Origin of the sequence: Levilactobacillus spicheri DSM 15429 (assembly GCF_001435095.1) — a bacterium.
Classification (GTDB): domain Bacteria; phylum Bacillota; class Bacilli; order Lactobacillales; family Lactobacillaceae; genus Levilactobacillus; species Levilactobacillus spicheri.
This window is the reverse complement of the sequence record NZ_AZFC01000016.1, coordinates 1-21,488: the sequence shown is the minus strand read 5'-3', so window position 1 is coordinate 21,488 and position 21,488 is coordinate 1. Positions and strand designations below refer to the sequence as shown.

22 protein-coding genes are annotated in these 21,488 nt (G+C 58.0%); 20 read left to right on the top strand and 2 right to left on the bottom strand.

Annotated elements, in window-relative coordinates; genetic code table 11:
* Nucleotides 1–584: 584 nt before the first annotated feature.
* From gatC to FD37_RS05865, 9 genes are all read left to right on the top strand, one after another.
* The gene (gene gatC / locus FD37_RS05905) at nt 585–890 is read left to right on the top strand and encodes an Asp-tRNA(Asn)/Glu-tRNA(Gln) amidotransferase subunit GatC (protein ID WP_056964165.1); all 306 of its coding nucleotides are present in this window, start codon (nt 585–587) and stop codon (nt 888–890) included.
* A gap of 3 nt (nt 891–893) precedes the next feature.
* Complete coding sequence (gene gatA, locus FD37_RS05900) at nt 894–2,363, top strand: Asp-tRNA(Asn)/Glu-tRNA(Gln) amidotransferase subunit GatA (protein ID WP_045808443.1); 1,470 nt, start codon at nt 894–896, stop codon at nt 2,361–2,363.
* Complete coding sequence (gatB, locus tag FD37_RS05895; RefSeq protein WP_045808444.1) at nt 2,363–3,784, top strand: Asp-tRNA(Asn)/Glu-tRNA(Gln) amidotransferase subunit GatB; 1,422 nt, start codon at nt 2,363–2,365, stop codon at nt 3,782–3,784. The genes gatA and gatB overlap by 1 nt, the downstream gene beginning before the upstream one ends.
* A 20-nt stretch (nt 3,785–3,804) precedes the next feature.
* Nucleotides 3,805–4,812 carry a diacylglycerol kinase gene (locus FD37_RS05890; protein ID WP_045808445.1) on the top strand — a complete coding sequence of 336 codons (1,008 nt, stop codon included), beginning with the start codon at nt 3,805–3,807 and terminating at the stop codon, nt 4,810–4,812.
* Nucleotides 4,813–4,892: 80 nt separating this feature from the next.
* Nucleotides 4,893–6,266 (top strand): 23S rRNA (uracil(1939)-C(5))-methyltransferase RlmD, encoded by a 1,374-nt coding sequence (rlmD, locus tag FD37_RS05885; protein WP_056964164.1) that lies wholly within the window; start codon nt 4,893–4,895, stop codon nt 6,264–6,266.
* 275 nt (nt 6,267–6,541) lie between these two features.
* Nucleotides 6,542–6,988 (top strand): hypothetical protein, encoded by a 447-nt coding sequence (locus tag FD37_RS05880; protein ID WP_056964163.1) that lies wholly within the window; start codon nt 6,542–6,544, stop codon nt 6,986–6,988.
* A gap of 39 nt (nt 6,989–7,027) precedes the next feature.
* Nucleotides 7,028–7,384 (top strand): MmcQ/YjbR family DNA-binding protein, encoded by a 357-nt coding sequence (locus FD37_RS05875; protein ID WP_056964162.1) that lies wholly within the window; start codon nt 7,028–7,030, stop codon nt 7,382–7,384.
* A 26-nt stretch (nt 7,385–7,410) separates the two neighbouring features.
* Complete coding sequence (locus FD37_RS05870) at nt 7,411–7,938, top strand: GNAT family N-acetyltransferase (RefSeq protein ID WP_056964160.1); 528 nt, start codon at nt 7,411–7,413, stop codon at nt 7,936–7,938.
* Nucleotides 7,939–8,336: 398 nt separating this feature from the next.
* The gene (locus tag FD37_RS05865) at nt 8,337–8,615 is read left to right on the top strand and encodes a type II toxin-antitoxin system HicB family antitoxin (RefSeq protein WP_045808457.1); all 279 of its coding nucleotides are present in this window, start codon (nt 8,337–8,339) and stop codon (nt 8,613–8,615) included.
* Nucleotides 8,616–8,681: 66 nt separating this feature from the next.
* Here the strand turns inward: FD37_RS05865 and FD37_RS05860 are convergent, their stop codons facing one another.
* Nucleotides 8,682–9,713: an NAD-dependent epimerase/dehydratase family protein gene (locus FD37_RS05860; protein ID WP_056964158.1), complete on the bottom strand. Its 1,032-nt coding sequence runs from the start codon at nt 9,711–9,713 to the stop codon at nt 8,682–8,684.
* 181 nt (nt 9,714–9,894) lie between these two features.
* Here FD37_RS05860 and FD37_RS05855 point away from each other — a divergent pair, with 181 nt between their 5' ends.
* From FD37_RS05855 to FD37_RS05845, 3 genes are all read left to right on the top strand, one after another.
* The gene (locus FD37_RS05855) at nt 9,895–10,518 is read left to right on the top strand and encodes a TetR/AcrR family transcriptional regulator (protein ID WP_162256119.1); all 624 of its coding nucleotides are present in this window, start codon (nt 9,895–9,897) and stop codon (nt 10,516–10,518) included.
* 11 nt (nt 10,519–10,529) lie between these two features.
* Nucleotides 10,530–11,144 carry an NAD(P)-dependent oxidoreductase gene (locus tag FD37_RS05850; protein ID WP_056964154.1) on the top strand — a complete coding sequence of 205 codons (615 nt, stop codon included), beginning with the start codon at nt 10,530–10,532 and terminating at the stop codon, nt 11,142–11,144.
* A gap of 244 nt (nt 11,145–11,388) precedes the next feature.
* Nucleotides 11,389–13,599, top strand: a complete 2,211-nt coding sequence (locus FD37_RS05845; protein WP_082605139.1) for an amidase family protein — start codon at nt 11,389–11,391, stop codon at nt 13,597–13,599.
* 84 nt (nt 13,600–13,683) lie between these two features.
* On the opposite strand, the gene FD37_RS05840 is transcribed toward FD37_RS05845, so the two are convergent.
* On the bottom strand, nt 13,684–14,559 hold the full coding sequence (locus FD37_RS05840; RefSeq protein WP_056964152.1) for a LysR family transcriptional regulator: 876 nt from the start codon (nt 14,557–14,559) through the stop codon (nt 13,684–13,686).
* A 118-nt stretch (nt 14,560–14,677) separates the two neighbouring features.
* Here FD37_RS05840 and FD37_RS05835 point away from each other — a divergent pair, with 118 nt between their 5' ends.
* The 8 genes from FD37_RS05835 (at nt 14,678) to FD37_RS05800 (ending at nt 21,334) form a co-directional block, all read left to right on the top strand.
* A complete protein-coding gene (locus tag FD37_RS05835) occupies nt 14,678–15,556 on the top strand; it encodes an aldo/keto reductase (RefSeq protein ID WP_056964380.1) in 879 nt (292 codons plus the stop codon).
* A complete protein-coding gene (locus FD37_RS05830) occupies nt 15,556–16,422 on the top strand; it encodes an aldo/keto reductase (RefSeq protein WP_056964151.1) in 867 nt (288 codons plus the stop codon). The genes FD37_RS05835 and FD37_RS05830 overlap by 1 nt, the downstream gene beginning before the upstream one ends.
* A 321-nt stretch (nt 16,423–16,743) precedes the next feature.
* The gene (locus tag FD37_RS05825; RefSeq protein WP_045808463.1) at nt 16,744–18,174 is read left to right on the top strand and encodes a gamma-glutamylcysteine synthetase; all 1,431 of its coding nucleotides are present in this window, start codon (nt 16,744–16,746) and stop codon (nt 18,172–18,174) included.
* Between the two features lie 12 nt (nt 18,175–18,186).
* Nucleotides 18,187–19,098 (top strand): LysR family transcriptional regulator, encoded by a 912-nt coding sequence (locus FD37_RS05820; protein WP_056964149.1) that lies wholly within the window; start codon nt 18,187–18,189, stop codon nt 19,096–19,098.
* Between the two features lie 199 nt (nt 19,099–19,297).
* Nucleotides 19,298–19,852, top strand: coding sequence for a flavodoxin (locus FD37_RS05815; protein WP_056964147.1), 555 nt, complete (start codon nt 19,298–19,300; stop codon nt 19,850–19,852).
* A complete protein-coding gene (locus FD37_RS05810) occupies nt 19,836–20,579 on the top strand; it encodes an SDR family oxidoreductase (RefSeq protein WP_045808466.1) in 744 nt (247 codons plus the stop codon). The genes FD37_RS05815 and FD37_RS05810 overlap by 17 nt, the downstream gene beginning before the upstream one ends.
* A gap of 18 nt (nt 20,580–20,597) precedes the next feature.
* Nucleotides 20,598–21,014, top strand: coding sequence for a cupin domain-containing protein (locus FD37_RS05805; RefSeq protein WP_045808467.1), 417 nt, complete (start codon nt 20,598–20,600; stop codon nt 21,012–21,014).
* A 2-nt stretch (nt 21,015–21,016) separates the two neighbouring features.
* The gene (locus FD37_RS05800) at nt 21,017–21,334 is read left to right on the top strand and encodes a carboxymuconolactone decarboxylase family protein (protein ID WP_056964144.1); all 318 of its coding nucleotides are present in this window, start codon (nt 21,017–21,019) and stop codon (nt 21,332–21,334) included.
* The last annotated feature ends 154 nt before the right edge of the window (nt 21,335–21,488 follow it).

Here is a 21,488-nt window from a genome sequence, read left to right as displayed (position 1 = left end):
CACGACCACCAAGTCGCCTCTGTTCCGCTAACGTTGATGAGGGGGTGGCGACATTGGTGATGACTGTCGCTAAGATGGGGGGAGTGGAGTCCTGAGTTGTTTAGTCAGCGCAATGGACGATTATTCATGCAGATAGTGGGGATTGTGGAGTGGCATTGATACTATTTTGAGAAAAATGATGGTCAAGTGGGGAGCGGGTCTCCATACCGGAAGCTACAGTGGGGCAGGTTACGGAGTGATATTGCCGACCCACCATGTTTGGCTCGATTGGTTTTTCGACGCCAGTTTCCTCATAGCTCAACCAACGACCAGCAGGCAACGGGGCTCAGTTAGTCGTGCCCGCCGGCGTTCCAGCCCTGAAAGTCGCCTGCCGGTCGCGGGGGTCCTGTACGACCTGGGACATGGTGGTTCGTTGTGTAGGGGGAATCATTTTTCAAGTCCACCGGTGGAGCGCAGGAATCCCACAGTTTTTAGATAGATTTCTTGGTCTCCCCTAGATATATGGTAGAATGATAATGTGTGTTTACTTTGCGAACCACGCGGGTAAACGGGTAATACGGATAATGAAGAAAGAGGGATAATTGATGGCTAATCGAATTGATCGTGACCAAGTGAAGCACGTGGCTGAACTGGCCAAGCTTGAGTTTACGAATAACCAGTTGGACGCATTGACGCCCCAATTGGATGAGATCATCGGCTTATTTGAATCGCTCAGTGAAGTGGACACGTCCAACGTTGAAGCGACCAGCAACGTCACCGACCAGATCAACGTGATGCGTGAAGACGTCGCGGACAACTGGGGACAAAGTGAAGCACTCTTAAAGAACGCGCCAGAAGCCCAAGACGGCTACATCATGGTGCCAACCATCATCGACGAAAGTGAGGATTAATTCATGAACTACTTCAAACAAGACCTCGCTAGCCTGCACGCTGACCTGGTGGCGAAAAAGTACAGTGCCAAAGAATTAACGCAGGCGACCCTGGACAATATCCAGGCCACCGACCCTGAAATCAACGCCTTTTTACACGTGAACGCAGACGAGGCCTTAGCCCAAGCCGAGAAGATCGACCAGGCCGGCATCGCCGACGACCAGCCCTTAGCCGGGATTCCCATGGCTTTAAAGGATAACCTGGTCACGAAGAACATCCCAACGACCGCTGCTTCCAAGATCTTGGCCAATTTCAAGCCAGTCTACGATGCCACGGTCGTGGAGAAGTTGGCCCACGCCAACATGATCTCCGTCGGGAAGACCAACCTGGACGAATTCGCCATGGGGAGTTCGACCGAAAACTCCGCCTTCAAGACTACTAAGAACGCTTGGGACCACACCAAGGTTCCCGGTGGGTCTTCCGGTGGGTCCGCCGCAGCCGTTGCGGCCGGCATGGTGCCCGCTTCCTTGGGGTCCGATACCGGTGGTTCGATTCGGCAACCGGCCGCCTTTAACGGTGTCGTGGGGATGAAGCCGACGTACGGTCGGGTCTCCCGGTGGGGCCTGATCGCCTTCGCCTCCAGTTTGGACCAGATTGGCCCGATGACCCGTAGCGTCAAGGATAACGCTATGATGCTCAGCGCCATTGCCGGTCATGACGACCACGACCTGACGTCCTCCGACAAGGCCGTGCCGAACTTTGCGGCCGACCTGAATGCCGCGACCAGCGTCAAGGGCATGCGCATCGGGTTACCGAAGGAATTCCTGGCCGAAGGGGTCTCCGATGATGTGAAGAACGCCATCCTAGCCGCCGCCGACACCTACCGCAAGTTAGGGGCCACGGTCGACGAAGTCTCCTTACCGCACAACCAATACGGGGTTGCGGCCTACTACATCATCGCGTCCTCCGAAGCGTCCTCGAACCTCCAACGGTTTGACGGGATTCGCTACGGTTTCCGGGCCGACGACGTGAAGAACCTGGAAGACGTTTACGTGAAGTCCCGTTCCGAAGGGTTCGGCGACGAAGTCAAGCGCCGGATCATGTTGGGGACCTTCTCCCTGTCCGCTGGGTTCTACGACGCCTACTTCGTGAAGGCAGCCAAGGTCCGGACGGTCATCTTGAACGACTTTAAGGCCATCTTGAAGGACCACGACTTTATCCTGGGTCCCGTGGCACCGACCACGGCCTTTGGCATCGGGGCCAAGATCTCGGACCCCGTCACCATGTACATGAACGATATCCTGACCATCCCCGTAAACTTGGCCGGCCTACCGGGCTTATCCTTGCCCGCCGGCTTCAGCAACGGGTTACCGATCGGCATGCAGCTGATTGGACGGCCATTTGACGAAAGCACGCTGTACAAGGCGGGATACGCCTTTGAACAGAATACGGCGTTTCACCAAGAGATTCCCACGTTAGGAGGCCAAAACTAATGAATTTTGAAACAACCATTGGGCTGGAAGTCCACGTGGAGTTAAAGACGCACTCGAAGATCTTCAGTCCGTCCCCCGTTGAATTCGGGGTCAAGCCTAACGCCAACACGAACGTGATCGACTGGGGATACCCCGGGGTCCTGCCAACCACCAACAAGGGCGTCGTTGCCGACGGTATCATCGCCGCTTTGGCGCTGCACGCTCAGGTGGAACAGCACACCCACTTCGACCGGAAGAACTACTTCTACCCGGATAACCCGAAGGCTTACCAGATCACCCAGGCCGACAAACCCATCGCCCATGACGGCTGGGTCGAAGTCGACGTGGACGGTGTGAAGAAGAAGATCGGAATTGAAGAGATGCACATCGAAGAAGATGCCGGGAAGAACACCCACGAACGGGACCATTCCTACGTCGACTTGAACCGGCAGGGGACGCCCCTGATCGAAATCGTGTCGAAGCCCGACATCGCATCGCCAGCCGAGGCCTACGCCTACCTGGAAGCCTTGCGGCAACGCATCCAATTCACCGGGATCTCCGATGTGAAGATGGAAGAAGGGTCCATGCGGGTCGACGTCAACATTTCCGTGCGTCCCGTGGGCCAAGAGAAGTTCGGGACCAAGACCGAATTAAAGAACTTGAACTCCTTTACCTACGTGAAGCGCGGGCTGGAGTACGAGGAAAAGCGGCAACAGCAGGTCCTGATGTCCGGCGGCAGTGTCCGGCAAGAGACGCGCCGGTTCGACGAAAAGACCGGGGAAACGATCCTGATGCGGGTCAAGGAAGGGTCCGACGATTACCGTTACTTCCCAGAACCCGACCTGCCAGCGCTGAATATCAGCGACGACTGGATCAAGGAATTGAACGACGCGATGCCTGAAATGCCAGGGAAGCGGCGTGACCGGTACGTCAACGAGCTGGGGCTGACCGACTACGACGCCATGGTCATCACCCAGACCAAGGAAATGTCCGACTTCTTCGACAGCATGGTTGCCTTAAAGGCGGACCCGAAGATGGCCGCCAACTACCTGCAAGGGGACGTCAACGCCTACCTGAACGATCAGCAGGCCGACCTGTCCGCCACGAAGTTGACACCCGCCAACTTAGCCGGTATGATTAACCTCATTTCCGACGGGACGATTTCCACCAAGATGGCCAAGAAGGTCTTCAAGGCGGTCACCCAGGGTGAGGAACCCAAGGCCTTTGTTGAAAAGCACGGGTTGGTTCAATTATCCGATCCCGCCAAGTTACAACCGATCATCGATGACGTGCTGGACCAGAATCCACAATCCATCGAAGACTTTAACAACGGGAAGGACCGGGCCGTGGGCTACCTCGTGGGTCAGATCATGAAGCAGACGCACGGTCAGGCGAACCCGAAGGTCGTCAACCAGTTACTGATGGCGGCTTTGAAACACTAGAGAACATTGGAGGCACCAGCATGCGTAAACGGGCACGGGTGATTTATAACCCAACCTCAGGCCGTGAGGCGTTAAAAAAGGATTTAATTGATATTTTGGCAGTGTTCGAGCAGGCCGGCTACGAAACCAGTGCCTACGCGACGACGCCAGCGCCGGATTCGGCTCGGGACGAAGCGACCCGGGTGGCCAAGGCTGGGTTTGAACTCATCGTGGCGGCCGGGGGCGACGGTACTATTAACCAGGTGGTTAACGGGATCGCCGGGCTCGCGCACCGGCCCAAGTTGGCGATCATCCCCGCGGGGACGACCAACGACTACGCCCGCGCGCTGCACATTCCGCGCGAGGACCCCTTGGCGGCGGCGAAGGTCGTGCTCAAGGAGCAGACCATCAAGATGGACATCGGCCAGGCCGGCGAGCAGTACTTCATCAACATTGCGGGTGGGGGGCTGCTGACCGAGCTGACGTACGACGTGCCGTCGAACCTGAAGTCGATTTTCGGCTACCTGGCCTACCTGGCGAAGGGCGCCGAACTCCTGCCGCAGATCAAGCCCATCGAGATGGACCTGACCTACGACGGGGGCCACTTCCGCGGCAAGGCGTCGATGTTCTTGCTGGCGTTGACCAACTCCATCGGGGGCTTTGAAAAGATCGTCCCCGATGCGGCGCTGGACGACGGCAAGTTCACCATGATCATCGTCAAGACCGCCAGTTTGCCGGAGCTTTTGCGGCTGATGGGGCTGGTCTTAAACGGTGGGAAGCACATCAACGACCCGCACATCATCTACGTCAAGACCAACAAGGTGGTTGCCAAGCCGGTCAACGAGCGGATGATGATCAACCTGGATGGCGAGTACGGGGGCGACGCGCCGATGAAGTTCCGCAACCTGCGGCAACACATCGAGATGTACGCCAACCTCGACGCCATTCCGGATTCCGCGGTGACGATGGACTCGCCGGAGATGCTCGAGGCAGAACAAAAATTCGTCAAGCAGGTGGAAGAACTGCCGCAAGACGACGATCCAAAATAGATATGTATTTACGGATGAGGGATTTTGCGTCATAATGGGGCAAAGTCCCTTTTCCAACGCTTAGAAAAAATGAGGTAAACATGAAAAGTACAGCACCAGTGAAGAAAAATCAACAGCTCGACGTGACCATCACCGACCTGACCTTCCAAGGGTTAGGCCTGGCGAAGGTCGACGACTTCTCGTTATTCATCGAGAACGCCTTACCCGGCGAAGAGGTGACGATTCAGGTCACCAAGGTCCAAAAGCACTACGGATTCGCCCGGGTGGTGGCCTTCAAGACCAAGTCGCCCGACCGGGTCGAAGACGTCGACAAGACCTACCGACAGACCGGAATCGCGCCGTTACAGCATTTAAGCTACCCGGCACAACTGGCCTTTAAGCAAAACCAAATCGAGGAGCTCTTCAAGAAGGTTCACGTAGCCGTGGAAGTGGCGCCGACCCTGGGGATGGACCACCCGACCCAGTACCGCAACAAGGCGCAGGTGCCCGTGCGGATGATCAAGGGAAAGCTGGAGACCGGTTTTTACCGGCAACACAGCCACGACCTGATTCCGCTGGAGGACTTCTACATCCAGGACCCCGAGATCGACAAGGCCATCATCAAGGTGCGCGACCTGTTACGGCAGTTCGAGATCCCGGCCTACGACGAGATCAATGACAAGGGCGTCATCCGCAACATCATGGTGCGCCGGGGTTACTACAGTCACGAGATGATGATCGTGCTGATCAGCCGGCAACAGAAGCTGCCGAGCCAGGCGCAATTGGTAGAGCAGATCCAGCAGGCCCTGCCCGAAGTCAAGAGCATCATCCTGAACGTCAACGCCAAGCGGACCAACGTGATCATGGGGAACGTGACCCGGGTCCTGTACGGCAAGCCAACCATCGAGGACCAACTGATGGGGCTGACGTTTGCGATTTCGGCCCGGTCCTTCTACCAGGTCAACCCGCAACAGACCGAGAAGCTGTACCAGATGGCCATCGACAAGGCCGGCCTGACCGGTAACGAGACCGTCATCGACGCCTACTGTGGTATCGGGACCATCTCGTTGGCTTTGGCCAAGCACGCCAAGCAGGTCTACGGGGTCGAAATCGTCCCTGAGGCCATCGAGGACGCCAAGGTCAACGCACAGAAGAACCACCTGACCAACGTGGAATTCGCCGTAAACAAGGCCGAAGACCAGATGGCCAAGTGGCAAGAGGACGGCATCAAGCCCGACGTGATCGTGGTCGATCCACCACGGAAGGGCCTGGCACCGAGCCTAATCGAGAGTGCCGCGAAGATGGCGCCGCACAAGGTCGTCTACGTCAGCTGCAACCCATCGACGCTGGTCCGCGACGTGGCCCACTTCGAAGAGTTGGGCTACGAAATCGACGGCGCGATTCAGCCCGTCGACCAGTTCCCACAGACGCCGCACGTGGAATCCGTAACGGTGTTGAAGCGCACAGCTAAATAACCAATCATTACCGGTGCGCCGGTAGTGATAACAGATAAAAAGTGTCCTAATTTCCCTTTTTGATGAGGGAATTAGGGCACTTTTTTGGGTTGGTGGGAGGGGTCAGCCGTGTGCTGAACTTGAGCAAACGGCTGATTTGGAGAGTTGCGTGGCTGGAAGGGAGCGGTCAATAAAGGTCCACTTCGAGCATCATCAGGGGGCGGTTTGCTAAAAAGTTCAGGGTCGTTTATGCTTATCGGAAAACGAGGTTTTTTAAACCACGAGGAGGCCTTGTGATGACCAAACTGAATCGGATCCAATTAATCGTGAGCAACATCAGCTATGGCCCGGAGCCGGCACCTAGCGACGACGTGGCGCAACGGGTGACGGTGACGGCAGATGGGGACGTCTCTTATGCGGTTTACCAGTATGGGGGCGACGTTACGCGACGCCGGTTTCAAGTTGACCGGGGCCAGGTGACGCGGTTATTTAGACATCTTGACGCGGCCTTTCGGAAGCCGTCTCAAAATTTGGAGGCCACGGATGTTGGGCGCTGGCAGCTGACCCGGCTGCACGGCACCACGGAAACGGTGGATACGGGGGCATTCATTGAGAATTCGCTCTTGGCACCACTTTCCGCGCAATTACGCGTGGTGACCGGTTTGCCGGAACTATGGGGGTTCACCGGGGATGATTCCGTCACGCCTGACGTTGCGGGGGGGTGTCCCCCAGTCGTGACGTGATCGTGTGGTAGAATAACGAATGATGGGAGGTCGGCAAATATGACCCGTGAAGAAGTCTTTCAATATGCGGCGGCACGGTATGGGACCGAACCGGCGTACCTATGGCGCAAGTACCCGCGCTACGCGGTGCTACGCCACGACCAGGGAAAGTGGTACGGTCTGGTGGTGAACGTCTCGGCCAAAACACTAGGCTTGGATGCTACCGACGCGGAACAGGACGTGTTGGTGGTCAAGGGGGACCCCGAAGAGATTGCCATTTTACAACAGAGCCGGGGCTTCCTACCGGCGTACCACATGAACAAACGCCACTGGATCACGGTGCTGCTGACCGACCCCCAGGCGGCGCGGCAGGTTCCCAGTCTGTTGGCGGAGAGCTTTGCCCTGACCAGTGATTAAGCCATTCTAATGATGAGGTGATCAGCATGTTAGACCAGATTAACCAGTTAACGGTAACGGATTTAGACGAGTTGAGTCAGTTTTATCAGGAGGTGTGTGCCCACCAGCCCCTCGACGACTTCAGTCCCGACTGGCACTGGGGCGAGTATCCTAGTCGCGACAGTCTGCGGGAGGCCCTGGCCACCCACCAGTGTGTCGTGGGCCGGGTGGGGAAGCGCATCGCGGCTGCCGGGATCTTGTCGGTGGGCGAAGACCCGGACTATCACGATATCCCCTGGCCGACTCAGGTGGCGGACGACGAGATTGCGGTCCTGCACCTGTTTGCTGTGCATCCCGACTTTCGGGGGCAGGGGCTCGCCCAGCCGATGATGCGCGGGCTACTGACGGCGGCCAAGGCCCACGGTCAACGGGTGGTTCACCTAGACGTCATGACCAGTAACCAGCCGGCCGAGCGGCTCTACCGCAAGTGTGGGTACGTGTTGGCCGCCGATAAGGTCATGCCCTATGCGGATATTGGGGACACCCCGGCCCGGTTGTATGAGTACCAGCTTTAAAACGGATCATCAGGAATTTCGTCTCTCGGAGGGGTCTTAGACCGTTTGGGGAGACTTTTTTGTAATCCAAGATTACCTGGGCCAACGTGGCGCGCTCAGCCGGTAAGCGGGGCTGGACCGCTTACCGGATTTGACGGAGGCTCTGCACCAGCAACTGGGAATTTGACGGATAGGGGACTTTGTGTGAAAACTTGCACTTGAGAGTTCCATCTCGGCCGGCAGCGTGGTAAGATGGGCCTAGTAAGTAGCCGTGTGCTACTGCAACAGGTTCATATGTCATCCGTAGGGGTGACGACGCTGGTTTCAGAAAATGGGTGGACCCCCGGCGTGTTTTTCGGCGACCGAGTGGTCCGTTTTGTGTGCTCCGATGATTAACTTAGTCCAAGGAGGCTAAAATAATGCAAGCACAAATGGTCACGTATCCCGTAATTCTTCATCCAGACAATGGTGAGTACAACGTCGAGATTCCGGATATCAACAACGATACCTGGATTCGCGGCACCAGTGCCGCCCAGGCGTTGATTCTCGCCAAAGAGGTCATTGGCAAGACCCTGGCCGGTCTAAGCGAACTGCCGCCCGCCACCCCCACTAACCAATTGCCGGTCAGCGACCAGGACATTCAACACCTGGTGACCGTTGATCTGAGTGCGTTTCGTTTGGTGGAACCAGCCGAATAAGTGAAAATAATGCGAAGGCCCGTCAACTGAGTGATCAGCTGGCGGGCCTTTTGGGCGCTGTGGGCGTTATTTGAGCAATCCCAATTTTTCCATTTGATTCGCGGCATCGATCAGCGTCGTTTCTGCCGAGCGGGGTCGCCAGCCCAAGTCACGCTGGGCCTTGGCGGAGGTGTAACGGAACTGCCGGTGCAGCAACCCAACGAATACGGCGACGTTGGCGTTCAGCCGAGCCACCAGGCGTAGGAGCCAGTCGGGAATCGTGTTCGTGTGGACGCGGCCAGCAATCACGGGGACCCGTTCCTTGAGCAACTGCGCGATGGCCTTCATTTTGAGGTTATCCGCAACGGCCAGGTAACGTTGTCCAGCGGCCTGATCACGCTGCATAGCGGCAATCTCGAGATCGACGAGGTCCCGGACGTCGACGATATCGAACCCGATGTTGAACACCCCGGGCAAGCGACCACGTAACATGAGCGTGATGAGTTGTTGTGAGCTGTTATTTTGGGGCATGAGGACCGGACCGAAGACGGCAGTGGGTAAGACGGTGGATAGCTGCATAGGACCGTCATAAGTTGCCATCCAGTCCCACGCGGCTTTTTCGGCCAGGGCCTTGGAACGTTGGTACGGGTTTTGAACCGGATCGTTCGGTTGGGTCCACACCGTTTCGTCCGAGAGCCAGTCGGTGCTGTCGTCCGCCGGTTTGGCCGCAGCGGCCGCCGACGTGATGACCACGTGCTTGACGCCCGCAGCCGCCGCAAAACGCAAGACTCGTTCATCGCCGTCCCGCTGCGGTTTTAAGAAGGTCTGAATATCCGCTGAATCGCTGGTATGCATGGGGGATGCGACGTGCAGGACCCGGTCGACGCCGGCCATGGCGGCTGACCAGCCCGTGTCGGCGGTTAAATCAGCCACGACAAACGTGAGCCGGTCTTGAGGGTCGACCAGTGGCGCGATGGCCGCCCGGACATGGGTCTCCTTTTTTAAGCTGCGGACGGTCGTTCGAACCCGGTACCCTTGTTGGAGGAGGCGAACGATTGCCCAGCTACCGACGAAGCCCGTCCCGCCCGTTACTAAAATCAGTTCATGTGTTTTTGCCATTGTTTAACCACCTTTACTGTTTTTTTGTTGAGCATAGCTTACCATCGGTTGACTCAAAAATCAACAAAAAATACTTTTTCTGTCTAAATTGACAATTTTGACGCGAGCGTGTACACTACGACCCATACGTAAAGGAGGGGTTCCCATGGCCACCGTCGCCGAACGAAAGCATCGTATGATTATGACCATTACGCAAACCGTCGTTCAAAACGGGTTTGCCACGTTAAAAATGGACCGCATCGCCAAACTAATGGGTGTTAGTCGCGCAAAATTATACCAATACTATTCCTCTAAGGATGCCGTGATCACGGCCGTTGTTGAGCAGTACCTTCAATTTATGGCGGAACAACCGGTTCCCACGGGCCAGGATGTCGCGGCCAGTGTTCGGCAGTTGCCCCGCGTCCTGTTGAGCCTTATCACGCTGATTGGGTCGAGTTCCCACCAGTTTCGGACCGACCTGGCGCACAGCAATCCGGACCTCTCGCAGCGATTTGAACGGGAATACGCCGATTGGTTAGCCCGGGCCCGTCAGTTTCTGACCACGGGGAAGGCCAACGGGGCGTATAATGCCCAACTTAATCCCGGCCTCTTCTTGATTCAACTGGAGGCAACGGTTCCGATGGCGATGATGCCCGCCGTTCTGAGTCGTTACGGCGGGAGCAGCCAAGACGTCTTACCCGATTATTTACAGATGTTGATGACGCAGGTCGTGGTGCCTGCCAAGTGGGCGGACGTGGATTTTTCAACCATTACGAGCGCACTGCAACAGCTGACGATCAACTACCAACAAGTGCTTACCAAGTAAGGAGACCTTTGATGAAATTAGCAATTATTGGGGCCACCGGCAAAACGGGGACTGCGGTCCTTCGCGTGGCCGTGCAGCGGGGCTTGGCGACCACGGCCATCGTGCGGAACGCCGCCAAATTAACGATTCCGACAACAGTGATCGAGCGGGACCTCTTCGATTTGACGCGGGCCGACCTACACGGCTTCGATGCCGTTATCTGTGCCTTTGCCTCGGCGAAGAAGGCCGACTATCCCCGGGTGATTCGCTCCCTGACAGCTCTGTTAACGGGGACGGCGACCCGGTTGATCGTCGTGGGGTCGGGGGCCACACTTTATCTGGATGATCAGCGGACCAAAATGGTGGCCGACCGGTTGCCGTTCATCATGCGCTCCGCCAGCCGGGCACACTTGCAGTCCCGGGAGATCCTGGAAAATGCCGGTGTGACCTGGACCTACGTGGCGCCCCCGTACAACTATCTGCCCACCGCGGCGGAAACCGGCCACTACCAGACGAGGACCGACGTCTTGCTGTATGATCACCATCATCAATCGACCATCAGCTATGCGGACATGGCGCTAGCCCTGGTGGATGAGGTGCAGCACCCGCACTATGAAAATCGGCGGATGACCGTTGCCTGGCAGTAAGGGCACGGGCCACACCCGTTTTAAAAATGGCTGAGTGTTTGTGGAATAACGAAAGGCCCGTCAGTTGAGGTGTCAGCTGGCGGGCCTTTTTCGCCGTACTTAACATTATTTTATTTTTAAAATATCGGATTATAGCAATTTGAAAAAAGGTAAAATATATAAAAATATGAAAACGCTTTTAAAATAACCATTAAAGCCGTAAACTGTGAGGAGGTGGATAAAATATAAGGAGGTTTATAGGGAAATGGTTAAACAGGTTCAGCAACACGGTCGCTTGCGGCGACGACTCAGCAGGTGGTTCCTGCTAGGGTTAGCCGTCATGACGGTCGGTGGGGTGTCGGTTACAGCCCACGCGACGACGGTCACGGCCACAACAGTTTCAGCAAAACAACTACAACAAGCCGTGGGAACCGCGGGAGCCGTGGCCACCCCCGTCACGACGCCGACTGGGATTTCCACGGAGGTCTATCGGGATAGCTCGGCCTTACAATTAGCGGCCGATGTCCGGTCCGGTAAGGTGACCAGTCAGCAGCTCGTCCAACAGGCGATTGCGAAGGTCAAAGCGGATAATCCTCAGCTAAACGGGGTCATCAAGCTCCGTGAGACCGCAGCCCTCCAAGAGGCGGCAGTGCTCAAAGATACGGGACAGCCCTTTCTAGGCGTGCCCATTTTGATCAAGGGGTTGGGGCAGACCCTTAAGGGCGAGCCGAACACCAATGGGTTGGTCACGTCCAAGGACGTAATTGCCGGATTTACGACGACCATCGTGCGCAACCTCCAAGCTGCGGGGTTCATCGTCATTGGCCAAACGAACTTTCCCGAAATGGGGCTCTTAAACGTCACGACCTCGAAGCTGTATGGCGCGGCGCATAGTGCTTGGAACACGGCCTACCAGCCCGGGGGTTCCTCGGGCGGCTCGGCGACCAGTGTGGCCGATGGCATGGTCCCGATTGCGTCCGGCAGTGATGCGGGTGGCTCGATTCGCATCCCGGCTTCATGGTCCGGCCTGGTAGGCTTGAAACCTACCCAGGGGATGATTCTAGGGGATGGATCCTCGGCACTGGCCCACACGGTCAACTTCGCGGAGACCAAGACCATGGCGGATACCGAAACGCTCTTTGACGCGCTGAAGAATCCACGGGTCACGGCCCCAGCCGCGCCAGCGGATCTCAGTAAACTGACGATCGCGTATAGCACCAAGTCGCCGGTGGGAACACCGGTCAGCGCGGATGCTGTGCGGGCGGTCCGCCAAGCGGTCACTTTCTTGAAGCAACAGGGGTTCACGGTCAAAGAGGTCGACCCACAGATCGATGGGGTTGCCCTGATGAAGGCCTATTATACGTTGGATACGGCCGCGGGGAGTGTGGCCGCCTACGTCACCCAGACGCAACAGAAACGGGCGATGACCAAGGACGATGTAAGTCCGTTGACCTGGGGGCTTTACCAGGCCAGCAAGAACCTGACCAAGGACCAAACGGCGCAGGCGAATGCGACGATTGCGGATGCGGCGACCAAGATGGCCACCTTCCACCAGACCTATCCGCTCTATCTGACGCCCACCGCGGCCACGACGGCACCGCTGGTCAGTGATCCCGCCGTATTGCCAGAATATGAAGCAAAATTACGCAACATGGAAACGGTCCCGGTGGCCCAGCAGATGCCACTGATTTATGATGCCTGGTTGCACGGTTTGAGCAAGACGCCGTTTACCCAACAGGCAAATTTGACGGGAGATCCGGCAATTAGTCTGCCGACCTATGTCTCGGCCGGGGGCTTGCCATTAGGGATTCAGTTCACGGCAGCCAAGAATCAGGACCGGCTATTGATGGCCATGGGGCAACTGTTTGAGCAACACCACCTCTTTAAGCAGTTGTCGTCACAGTCATCGAAGCCTACGACTACGGCGCCAACGACGAGTACGTCTTCTTCCAATACCACCACGACCACAACGCCGCAACTCACCGAACCGAGTGTGACGCCGACAACGTCCGTTTCCCGGCCAGCAACGGTCTCTACGACTAAGACGGCAGCGCCAAAGGTCAAGGCTATCTATGTGACGGCGGCCTTCAAGCTGTATCGCGATGGGGGACTTAAGCGGGTCAAACACAGTTACCGGGCCCATTCCCGGGCAACGGCCCCGAGCTTCAAGGTGCTAGCCGTAATGACGCGGAACGGCCAACGGGTTTACCGGGTCAAAGGTGGTTACCTGCGGGCCGGTAAGGCGGTACATGACCAGTATTATCGGCGCACGACGAAGCAGTTGCGGGTCATCGCTACTAAGGGGGTCTACGAATACCGGACGGCCCAGCTGAAGCGGACGCAGCGGCAACAGCACCGCAAGCAGCACGCGACGTTACGAGTCAAAAAGCTGGTGACGCGCGGCAACGTCACGCGGTATCAGTTGACCAACGGCCACTTCGTCACAGCTAACCGACAGTTCGTTCAATGGAAATAACGTAATCCACCAGAAAAACCGCGATGGGAGTGTCAGCCATCGCGGTTTTTGGATTTTTTAGCACTAGGTTCATGACGAAGCCCCTTACTCCGCCGGCCAAGCCGCTGTCAGTGCCCGGAGTACCGGGGTGACCCGGTGGCGTTGGGCCGTGAGGTAGCTGCCGTAGATGGGCAGGTGTGCGCTAGCATCGCTGATGGGGCGGCGGACCCGGTTATCCTCACGGGGCGTGGCTGGGACCTGTGGATCGTAGGCTGAGAGATTGGTACTGAAGTAGGGAAAGTCCGAGTACTGGGTGATCTCGGTGAAGGCCTGTCGCTGGGCCTGGTAAAGAAAGTGGGCGTCGGGAATCTCGCGTTGAATGATGGCCCGCCACGCGCCGATGTCCTGGAGCACCAGAAAGCTCAGCCCCTTTAGTTCGGCAAACGTCACGCTGGGCTGGTTGGCCTGGTACATGAATTGGTCGAGGTTGACCGCCAGGCTTTCGGTCCCCAGGTAGCGGGACTCAACGTCGTCCGTCAGGAGCTCGTGGTCGGAGAGCACCAGGGTCGCCGCGGCGTTTCGCAGTTGGGCCACCACCTGGTCATCCGCTAACAGGGCCTCGTCCAACTCAAGGTTGGCTGGCAGCGTTGTTTGGGCGTGATGCACGACCAATTTGGGGCCGGGCAAGGTCGTGACCACCCGGAAGACCTGGTGACTGCGGTCAAAGGTCTGAACCTGCTCAACGAAGGCTTGGTTGGCCCGCAACACGGCCGCGGCCCGGGTAACGGCTAGCTTGCCCGTGGCCGTGAGGGTGATCCGGTTGGGTTGCCGGTCGAACAGCGTGACCCCCAGGTCGTCCTCCAGCTTTTGCATCCCCCGGGTGACCGTGGGCTGGGTCACGTGGAGGGCCGCCGCGGTCTGCGCCAGGGTCCCGTGCTCCCCGAAGGCCACCAGTTCGGCGAGCAGGTAGTTTTCAATCATGCGGATCAACTCCTTAGTATACGATACCTGTATACTAGTATAGCCAACGGGTAATTTTCAAGGAAGTTGTTTGTGGGTATCATGGGAACCGATAAGTCAGCAGAAAGGACCGATGTTCATGATTCAAATTCCAACCACAACGCTCAATAACGGCGTGACGATGCCCCAGCTAGGGTTCGGCGTCTTTCAAGTTCCGGACCTAGCCGAGTGTGAAGCGGCGGTGACCGCCGCCCTGCAAGCCGGCTACCGGTTGATCGACACCGCCACGGCCTACCAGAACGAGGAGGCCGTGGGGCGGGCCATCGCCAAGAGCGGCATCCCCCGCGACGAGCTCTTCATCACCTCGAAACTGTGGGTGTCCGATTTCACTTACGAACGGGCGCAACACGGTATCGACGCCTCCCTACAGAAGCTGGGGCTCGATTACCTAGATCTGTACCTGTTGCACCAACCCTATGGCGATGTCATGGGTGCCTGGCGGGCGTTAGAAGAGGCCTACCATGCGGGGAAGATTCGGGCCATTGGGGTCTCGAACTTTTACGCGGACCAGCTCAAGAATCTGGAGCTGACCATGACTGTCAAGCCGGTCGTCAATCAGATTGAGGTTAACCCTTGGTATCAGCAGCCAACCGAAGTCGCCTTTAATCAGGGCGAAAACGTACGGGTCGAGGCCTGGGCGCCGTTTGCCGAGGGCAAGCACGGTATCTTCCAGGACCCCACGATTGCCCAGATTGCGCAGGCGCACGGTAAAACGACCGGACAGGTGATTCTGCGCTGGCTGCTTCAACGGGGCATCACGGTGATTCCCAAGTCGGTTCACGCCGACCGGATGGCCGAAAACCTGGACGTCTTTGATTTTGCGCTGACGGATAGTGAGATGACGACGCTGGCCGGGCTGGACCGTCAGGAGAGTCAGTTCTTTGACCACCGCGACCCGGTCACCATCGAGCAGATTTTCGGGACGAGTTTACGGCAGTTACACGAGGAGGAAAAGTAATGACCCAAACACCTACGATTCAATTAAATGACGGCAACCAGATTCCGGCCATCGGCTTCGGGACCTTCCAGATTCCGGACGACGGCACCACCTATCAGGCCGTCAAGGACGCCTTGGCAGCGGGGTACCGACACATCGACACGGCCGTGGCCTACTTCAACGAAGACGAGGTCGGTCGCGCCGTTCGCGACAGCGGGATTCCCCGCGATCAGATCTGGATCACCAGCAAGCTGTGGCTTCAAGACTACGGCTACGAAGCGGCCCAAGCGGCCATCGACCGATCGTTGACCCAACTGGGACTGGACTACCTGGACCTGTACCTGATTCACCAACCGTACGGTGACGTGCCGGGTGCTTGGCGGGCCATGGAAGCGGCGCAACAGGCCGGTAAACTGAAGTCCATCGGTGTCTCCAACATGACCCCGACCATCTGGCAAAAGTTTGTGCCGCAATTTGCGACGCTGCCAGCCGTCAACCAGGTCGAATTCAACCCGTACTTTCAACAACGGGAATTACGGCAGATCCTTGCGCAACATGACGTGAAGCTGGAGGCCTGGGCACCGTTAGGCCAGGGGAACCGGCAGTTGTTCCAGGAACCCGTCATCACGCAATTGGCGGCCAAGTACGGCAAGGACGCCGGGCAGATCATCCTGCGGTTCGAAAACCAGGAGAGCATCATCGTCTTCCCGAAGTCGGTCCACGAAGCCCGCATCAAGAGTAACCTGGACATCTTCGACTTTACGCTGACGGATGACGAGCTGGCCCAACTGCGGACCCTGGACACCGGCAAAGGGCAACACGATCCCGATGCCCCGGGCGTGCAAGAGATGTTACTGGACGCCTTTGATGTTCACGCCAACGATTAACGCGGTCACGCACCAACGAGTCTGGAAAAACTTCCGGGCTCGTTTTTTGCTGTCGGCCCCATCGTCTAAGCGAATGGCATCCTCACCAATTGCCCATAAATTTCTGACCACAGCCGCCCGGGCGAATCCTTGCCCTGACGGCTTTCGTGTGGGAAATTTTTTCAGTTTTCAGTCTAACGCCGGGCGTTGGAAGCATGCTATAATAACGTCAATAGTGAAACCATCTACTGGCGCCGAAAACCGGGCTGAATGCGTGACTTGCGGGACGTCTTTCGGTAGAATTTAAGCAGAATGGTTATGCAGTCAGGGGATGTTACCGCGATGTTAGAAAACTTATTAGCGGTTATTCGAGAAGAAAACTTATCAGAACAACTTTATCACAGCCTCGTGGGGATCGAACTCACGGAGCAACGGGTCGACACGCATGGTCGACTCAGCCAGCGGCCTCAACCGCGGCCGTGGCGCAATCGTCCGGCACATCCGTATCTGCGTACGGGAAAGCTCGCCAGCCAGGTGCAGCTGATCACCGAGCCGCACCCAAATATCGGGGGGACGCTGGACCGGTTGGACACCCTACAAACGGTGGCGTACCGGTCCTTAGAAGGCGACGACCGCATCTGGCCGCTGAGCCTGCCGCCGGTGGTCGCGCCGGCCGAACTGACCAGTTCGGGGAACACCAATCCGCTCGACTGGCTGACCGGGGTCCAGGTCCACTACAGCCTGCCGGATCCGGTGGTGCACCGGCTATACAGCCACTACACCGCCGACTTCGATTCGGTCGTGGCGTTCAAAAACGTCCTGTACTTCCGCATCGCGCAGAACTACGTCCGTTACCAGTGGCTGATCACCTATTTGTTTGGCGCGACGCCGCTAGCGGAAAAGGGGTTCTTCGCCACGACGCCGGACGTCTTACAGCACCCGGTGCGCAGCATTCGCCAGAGTGGCATCTTGCCCGAGGGGACGCCGGTGACCTATACCTCGTTGTCGGCGCATTTAGGGGAGATGCAGCGCATCATCGACGCCGGGACCTCGACGGTGGCCGGTCCGGTCCGGTTGCGGGGGCAGAAGACGCCGCAGGACTACCTGACCGGGGGCATCGGCTACCTCGAATTTCGTGGGTTCGACAATACGCCGTTCACGGCCAACGGGGTCAGTCGTCACGCCCTGTACTTCCTGAAGATTTTCATGATTTACCTGTTGACCACGCCGCTACCGAACACCAACCTGGCCGCCACGTTGACGGCGGCACGGGAGAAGAACACCGCGGTCGCGTTGGAAGATCCGACCAAGCCGACCAAGTTCTTGACGGAGGGTCAGAAGCTCTTCTTAGAGATGGGCTCGATGGCCAAGAAGTTGAACGCGCACACGGAGCAGTGGGGCGCGATGGACGACCTGGCCGAGGTCCTGACCCATCCGGAGCTCACGCCGTCTGCTAAGTTGTTACAGCACCTGCAGCACGGCAGCCTGATGGACTACGGGCTGCGGGTCGCCAACGCCTGGCGGTACCAGCGGTTATCGAATACCGCGTTACTGCCGGTCTACCAGACCTTGTCCGAGCGCTGCCAGCGGTTTATCCTGGTGGCCATGCAGGCCGGGGTCCAGTTCTACCAGGTCAAGGACGAGTTCGGGGCCGACCTGTTGCTGTTTACCTACCGGGGCGTGACCCAGGTCCTGCAGGAACAGGACACCCAGATGCGCGATCCGCACGCGCGCTTACGGCAGCTATTCCCCGACCTGCCGGCGGACAACTAAGGAGGGCGTCTCGTGGAGTTACGGCTATTACGCTATTTTTGGACGATCGCCGAAGAAGAGAACATCTCCCGGGCCGCGGAGATCTTGCACGTGACCCAGCCGACGCTGAGCCGACAGCTGCGCGAACTGGAAACGGAGCTGGGCACGCCGCTCTTTGAACGGCAGAACAAGGGGTTGGTCCTGACCGACGCCGGGCTCTTCTTGAAGAACCGGGCGGCGGAGATTCTGCGCCTGACCCAACAGACCACCCAGGAGTTTGCCGACCGAAAAAGTCAGCTGTTCAGCGGGCACATCGCCGTGGGCTGCGTCGAGGCTGACAACTCCGACACGTTGGCGATGATGCTCGAGGACTTCGTCAGTGACTATCCCCAGGTGACCTTTCACATCTTCAGCAGTGCCAGTGACATCATCACCGACCAGCTGGACAAGGGACTGTTGGACGTGGCCATCCTGCTCGAGCCGGTCAATACTGATAAGTACGCGACGCTGACCTTGCCGCGCACGGAGAAGTGGGGATTGCTGGTCTCTCAGGATTCCTTCTTGGCGGACCGGCCGGTGATCGAACCGGCCGACATCGCGGGGATGCCGCTGATGCTGTCTAACCGGCCCGAGGTCCAGCACCTTTTGTTGGCCTGGTCGGGACTGACGGCGGCGCAACTGAACGTCGTGGGCACCTATAACCTCAGCTTTAACGTGTTGCCGCTGGTCGCCCACCAGGTGGCCGCGGCCCTGATGATCGCCGGGGCGCTGTCGAACCGGCAACCGGCCGACACGCGCTTCATCCCGCTCAAGCCGGCTATTCAGACCAACTGCGTGCTGGTCTGGCGCCGGGATCGCCTGATGACGCCGGTCGTCCGAGCCTTCGTCCGGTACTTTCAGGAGGCGTTCGGGACAGGTGCAGCGGCAAAACAGGACACAAACTAAATTTGTCATTATCTGTAAAGCCATTCTGAGAGATCCCGTGAGGATCGTCAGAATGGCTTTTTTTGATGGGCGCGGTCAGCTTTTGGATGGTGCATGCCTCATAAGCATTTCAACGATTAAATTAGGCATTAGACCTATACCCAATTTGGCCGTAAACTAGGTTCTGTTATCAAGGACGTCACCGAAAGGAGGGGAGTGAATGGTCGCCCTACTTGTTTTTTCGTCCCCCGGTGAGACCCTTTACCGGGGCACGCCCCAACGGCTTGCCGTGGGCAATACCTGGCAGGTGGCCCAGCAACTCGCTGCGCGCCTCGGGGTCGCTCCCACGCCCATCGAGCCGGTCACGGCCTACCCACTGGCCTACGCCGACCTCTTACGGCGGGCACAGGGCGAACAGCGTCGTCAGGCCTTACCGGCGTTGCAGCCGTTGCCCGCCACGGTGGTCGCCGAACCGGTGTGGTTCCTCGGCTTCCCCCTGTGGTTCGGGGAGGTGCCCCGGCCGGTGATGACGCTTTTGCGGCAGGTCGCCACCGAGCAGCGAACCGTTTACCCGTTCGTGACGCACGAAGGGGGCGGCCTGGGACGGACCCAGGCGCAGTTGCAGGCAGCGCTGCCCCACGCTGAGATTCGGCCGGGGTTGCCGGTCCGCGGATCGCGGGCCGACCGAGCCGGCTGCGCGGTGGACCATTGGTTGATGCAGTACCAGCAGGATTTAGTGAAAGAAGGAGTCTTTAAAAATGACCGTACAAAATAAAGTGATTGTGATTACCGGTGCCTCTTCCGGCATTGGGGAAGCCAGCGCCAAGTTGTTAGCCCAACATGGGGCCAAGGTGGTCTTGGGCGCCCGGCGTGAAAGCCGCCTCCAGGCCATCGTGCAGGACATTCAAGCCGCGGGCGGTCAGGCCAGCTACCGGGTGACCGACGTGACGAAGCCAGCCGACGTACAAGCGCTGGTCGACCAGGCCCAAAGTGACTTCGGGGGACTGGACGTCATCTTCAACAACGCCGGCATCATGCCGAGTTCGCCCATCAGTGCGCTGCACGTGGATGAGTGGAACGCGATGATCGACATCAACTTAAAAGGGGTGCTGAACGGCGTCGCGGCCGTCATGCCGATCTTTACCGGGCAAAAGCACGGCCAGATCATCACGACCTCGTCGGTGGCCGGTATCAAGAGCTTTGCCGGTGCCGGGGTCTACGGCGCCACGAAGTTTGCCGTGCGGAACCTGATGGAGGTCATCCGGATGGAAAGCGCTCAGGAGGGGACCAACATTCGGACTGCCTCGCTGTACCCCGCGGCCATCAACACGGAGCTCCTGCACACCATCACCGATCAGCAGACGGCGACTGGCATGCAACAGTTCTACGACGCCGTGGGCATCACCCCGGACGCCGTAGCCCGGGTCGTCGACTTCGCGGTCGACCAACCGGAAGACGTGAACGTCAACGAATTTACGATTTATCCCACTAAGCAAGCTTAAGTCAAGGAGGACAATTAAATGGCTAAAAATGAAAACATCCAGCATGGCATTTTCCCGATGGGTCCCAAGAACGACGCGTACGCGAAATTCTTCACGGGACAGAGTTACCTGCAGGGACTGGTCAACGACCCCGCAGTGACCGTCGGGGTCGGCAACGTGACCTTCGAGCCCGGTTGCCGGAACAACTGGCACATTCACCACGACGGTTTTCAGATCTTACTGGTGACCGGTGGTGAGGGCTGGTACCAAGAGGCCGGCCAACCGGCGCGGCACCTGGTTCCTGGCGACGTCGTGGTCACCCATGACGGGGTCAAGCACTGGCACGGCGCCACCAAGGACAGCTGGTTCTCCCACGTGGCCATTACGGCCGGGACGCCAGAGTGGTTGGAGCCCGTTTCCGATGAGCAGTACGCAGCAGTCGAGGAGGATAAGTAACGATGGCTAAAAAGCAAACCGCTGGCCGCGACAACCTGGGCGATTTCGCCCCGAAATTCGCGGAATTAAATGATGACGTCTTATTCGGTGAGGTGTGGTCCCGCGAGGCCCAACTCTCCGCGCACGACCGTAGCCTGATCACGGTCGCCAGCCTGATGACGCAGGGGGTCCCACAGTTGAAGGACCACATGCGCATCGCCAAGCAAAACGGGGTGACCAAGGACGAGATGGTCGAGCTGATCACCCACTTGGCCTTCTACACCGGCTGGCCCAAGGCATGGTCCGCTTTCGGCATCGCTAAGGATCTGTACCAAGAATAGGTGTAACGAAGATGCTCACCGTGCTAGTCAACTAGTTCGACGCATGTGAACCAGATTCACTGGTTATCCAGTTAATCGACAAAAAGCCGACTACCCTGAATGAAGTGAACCCCATAAGTTGGAGTGAATTTCTACGCCACTAACTGGCTGGTAT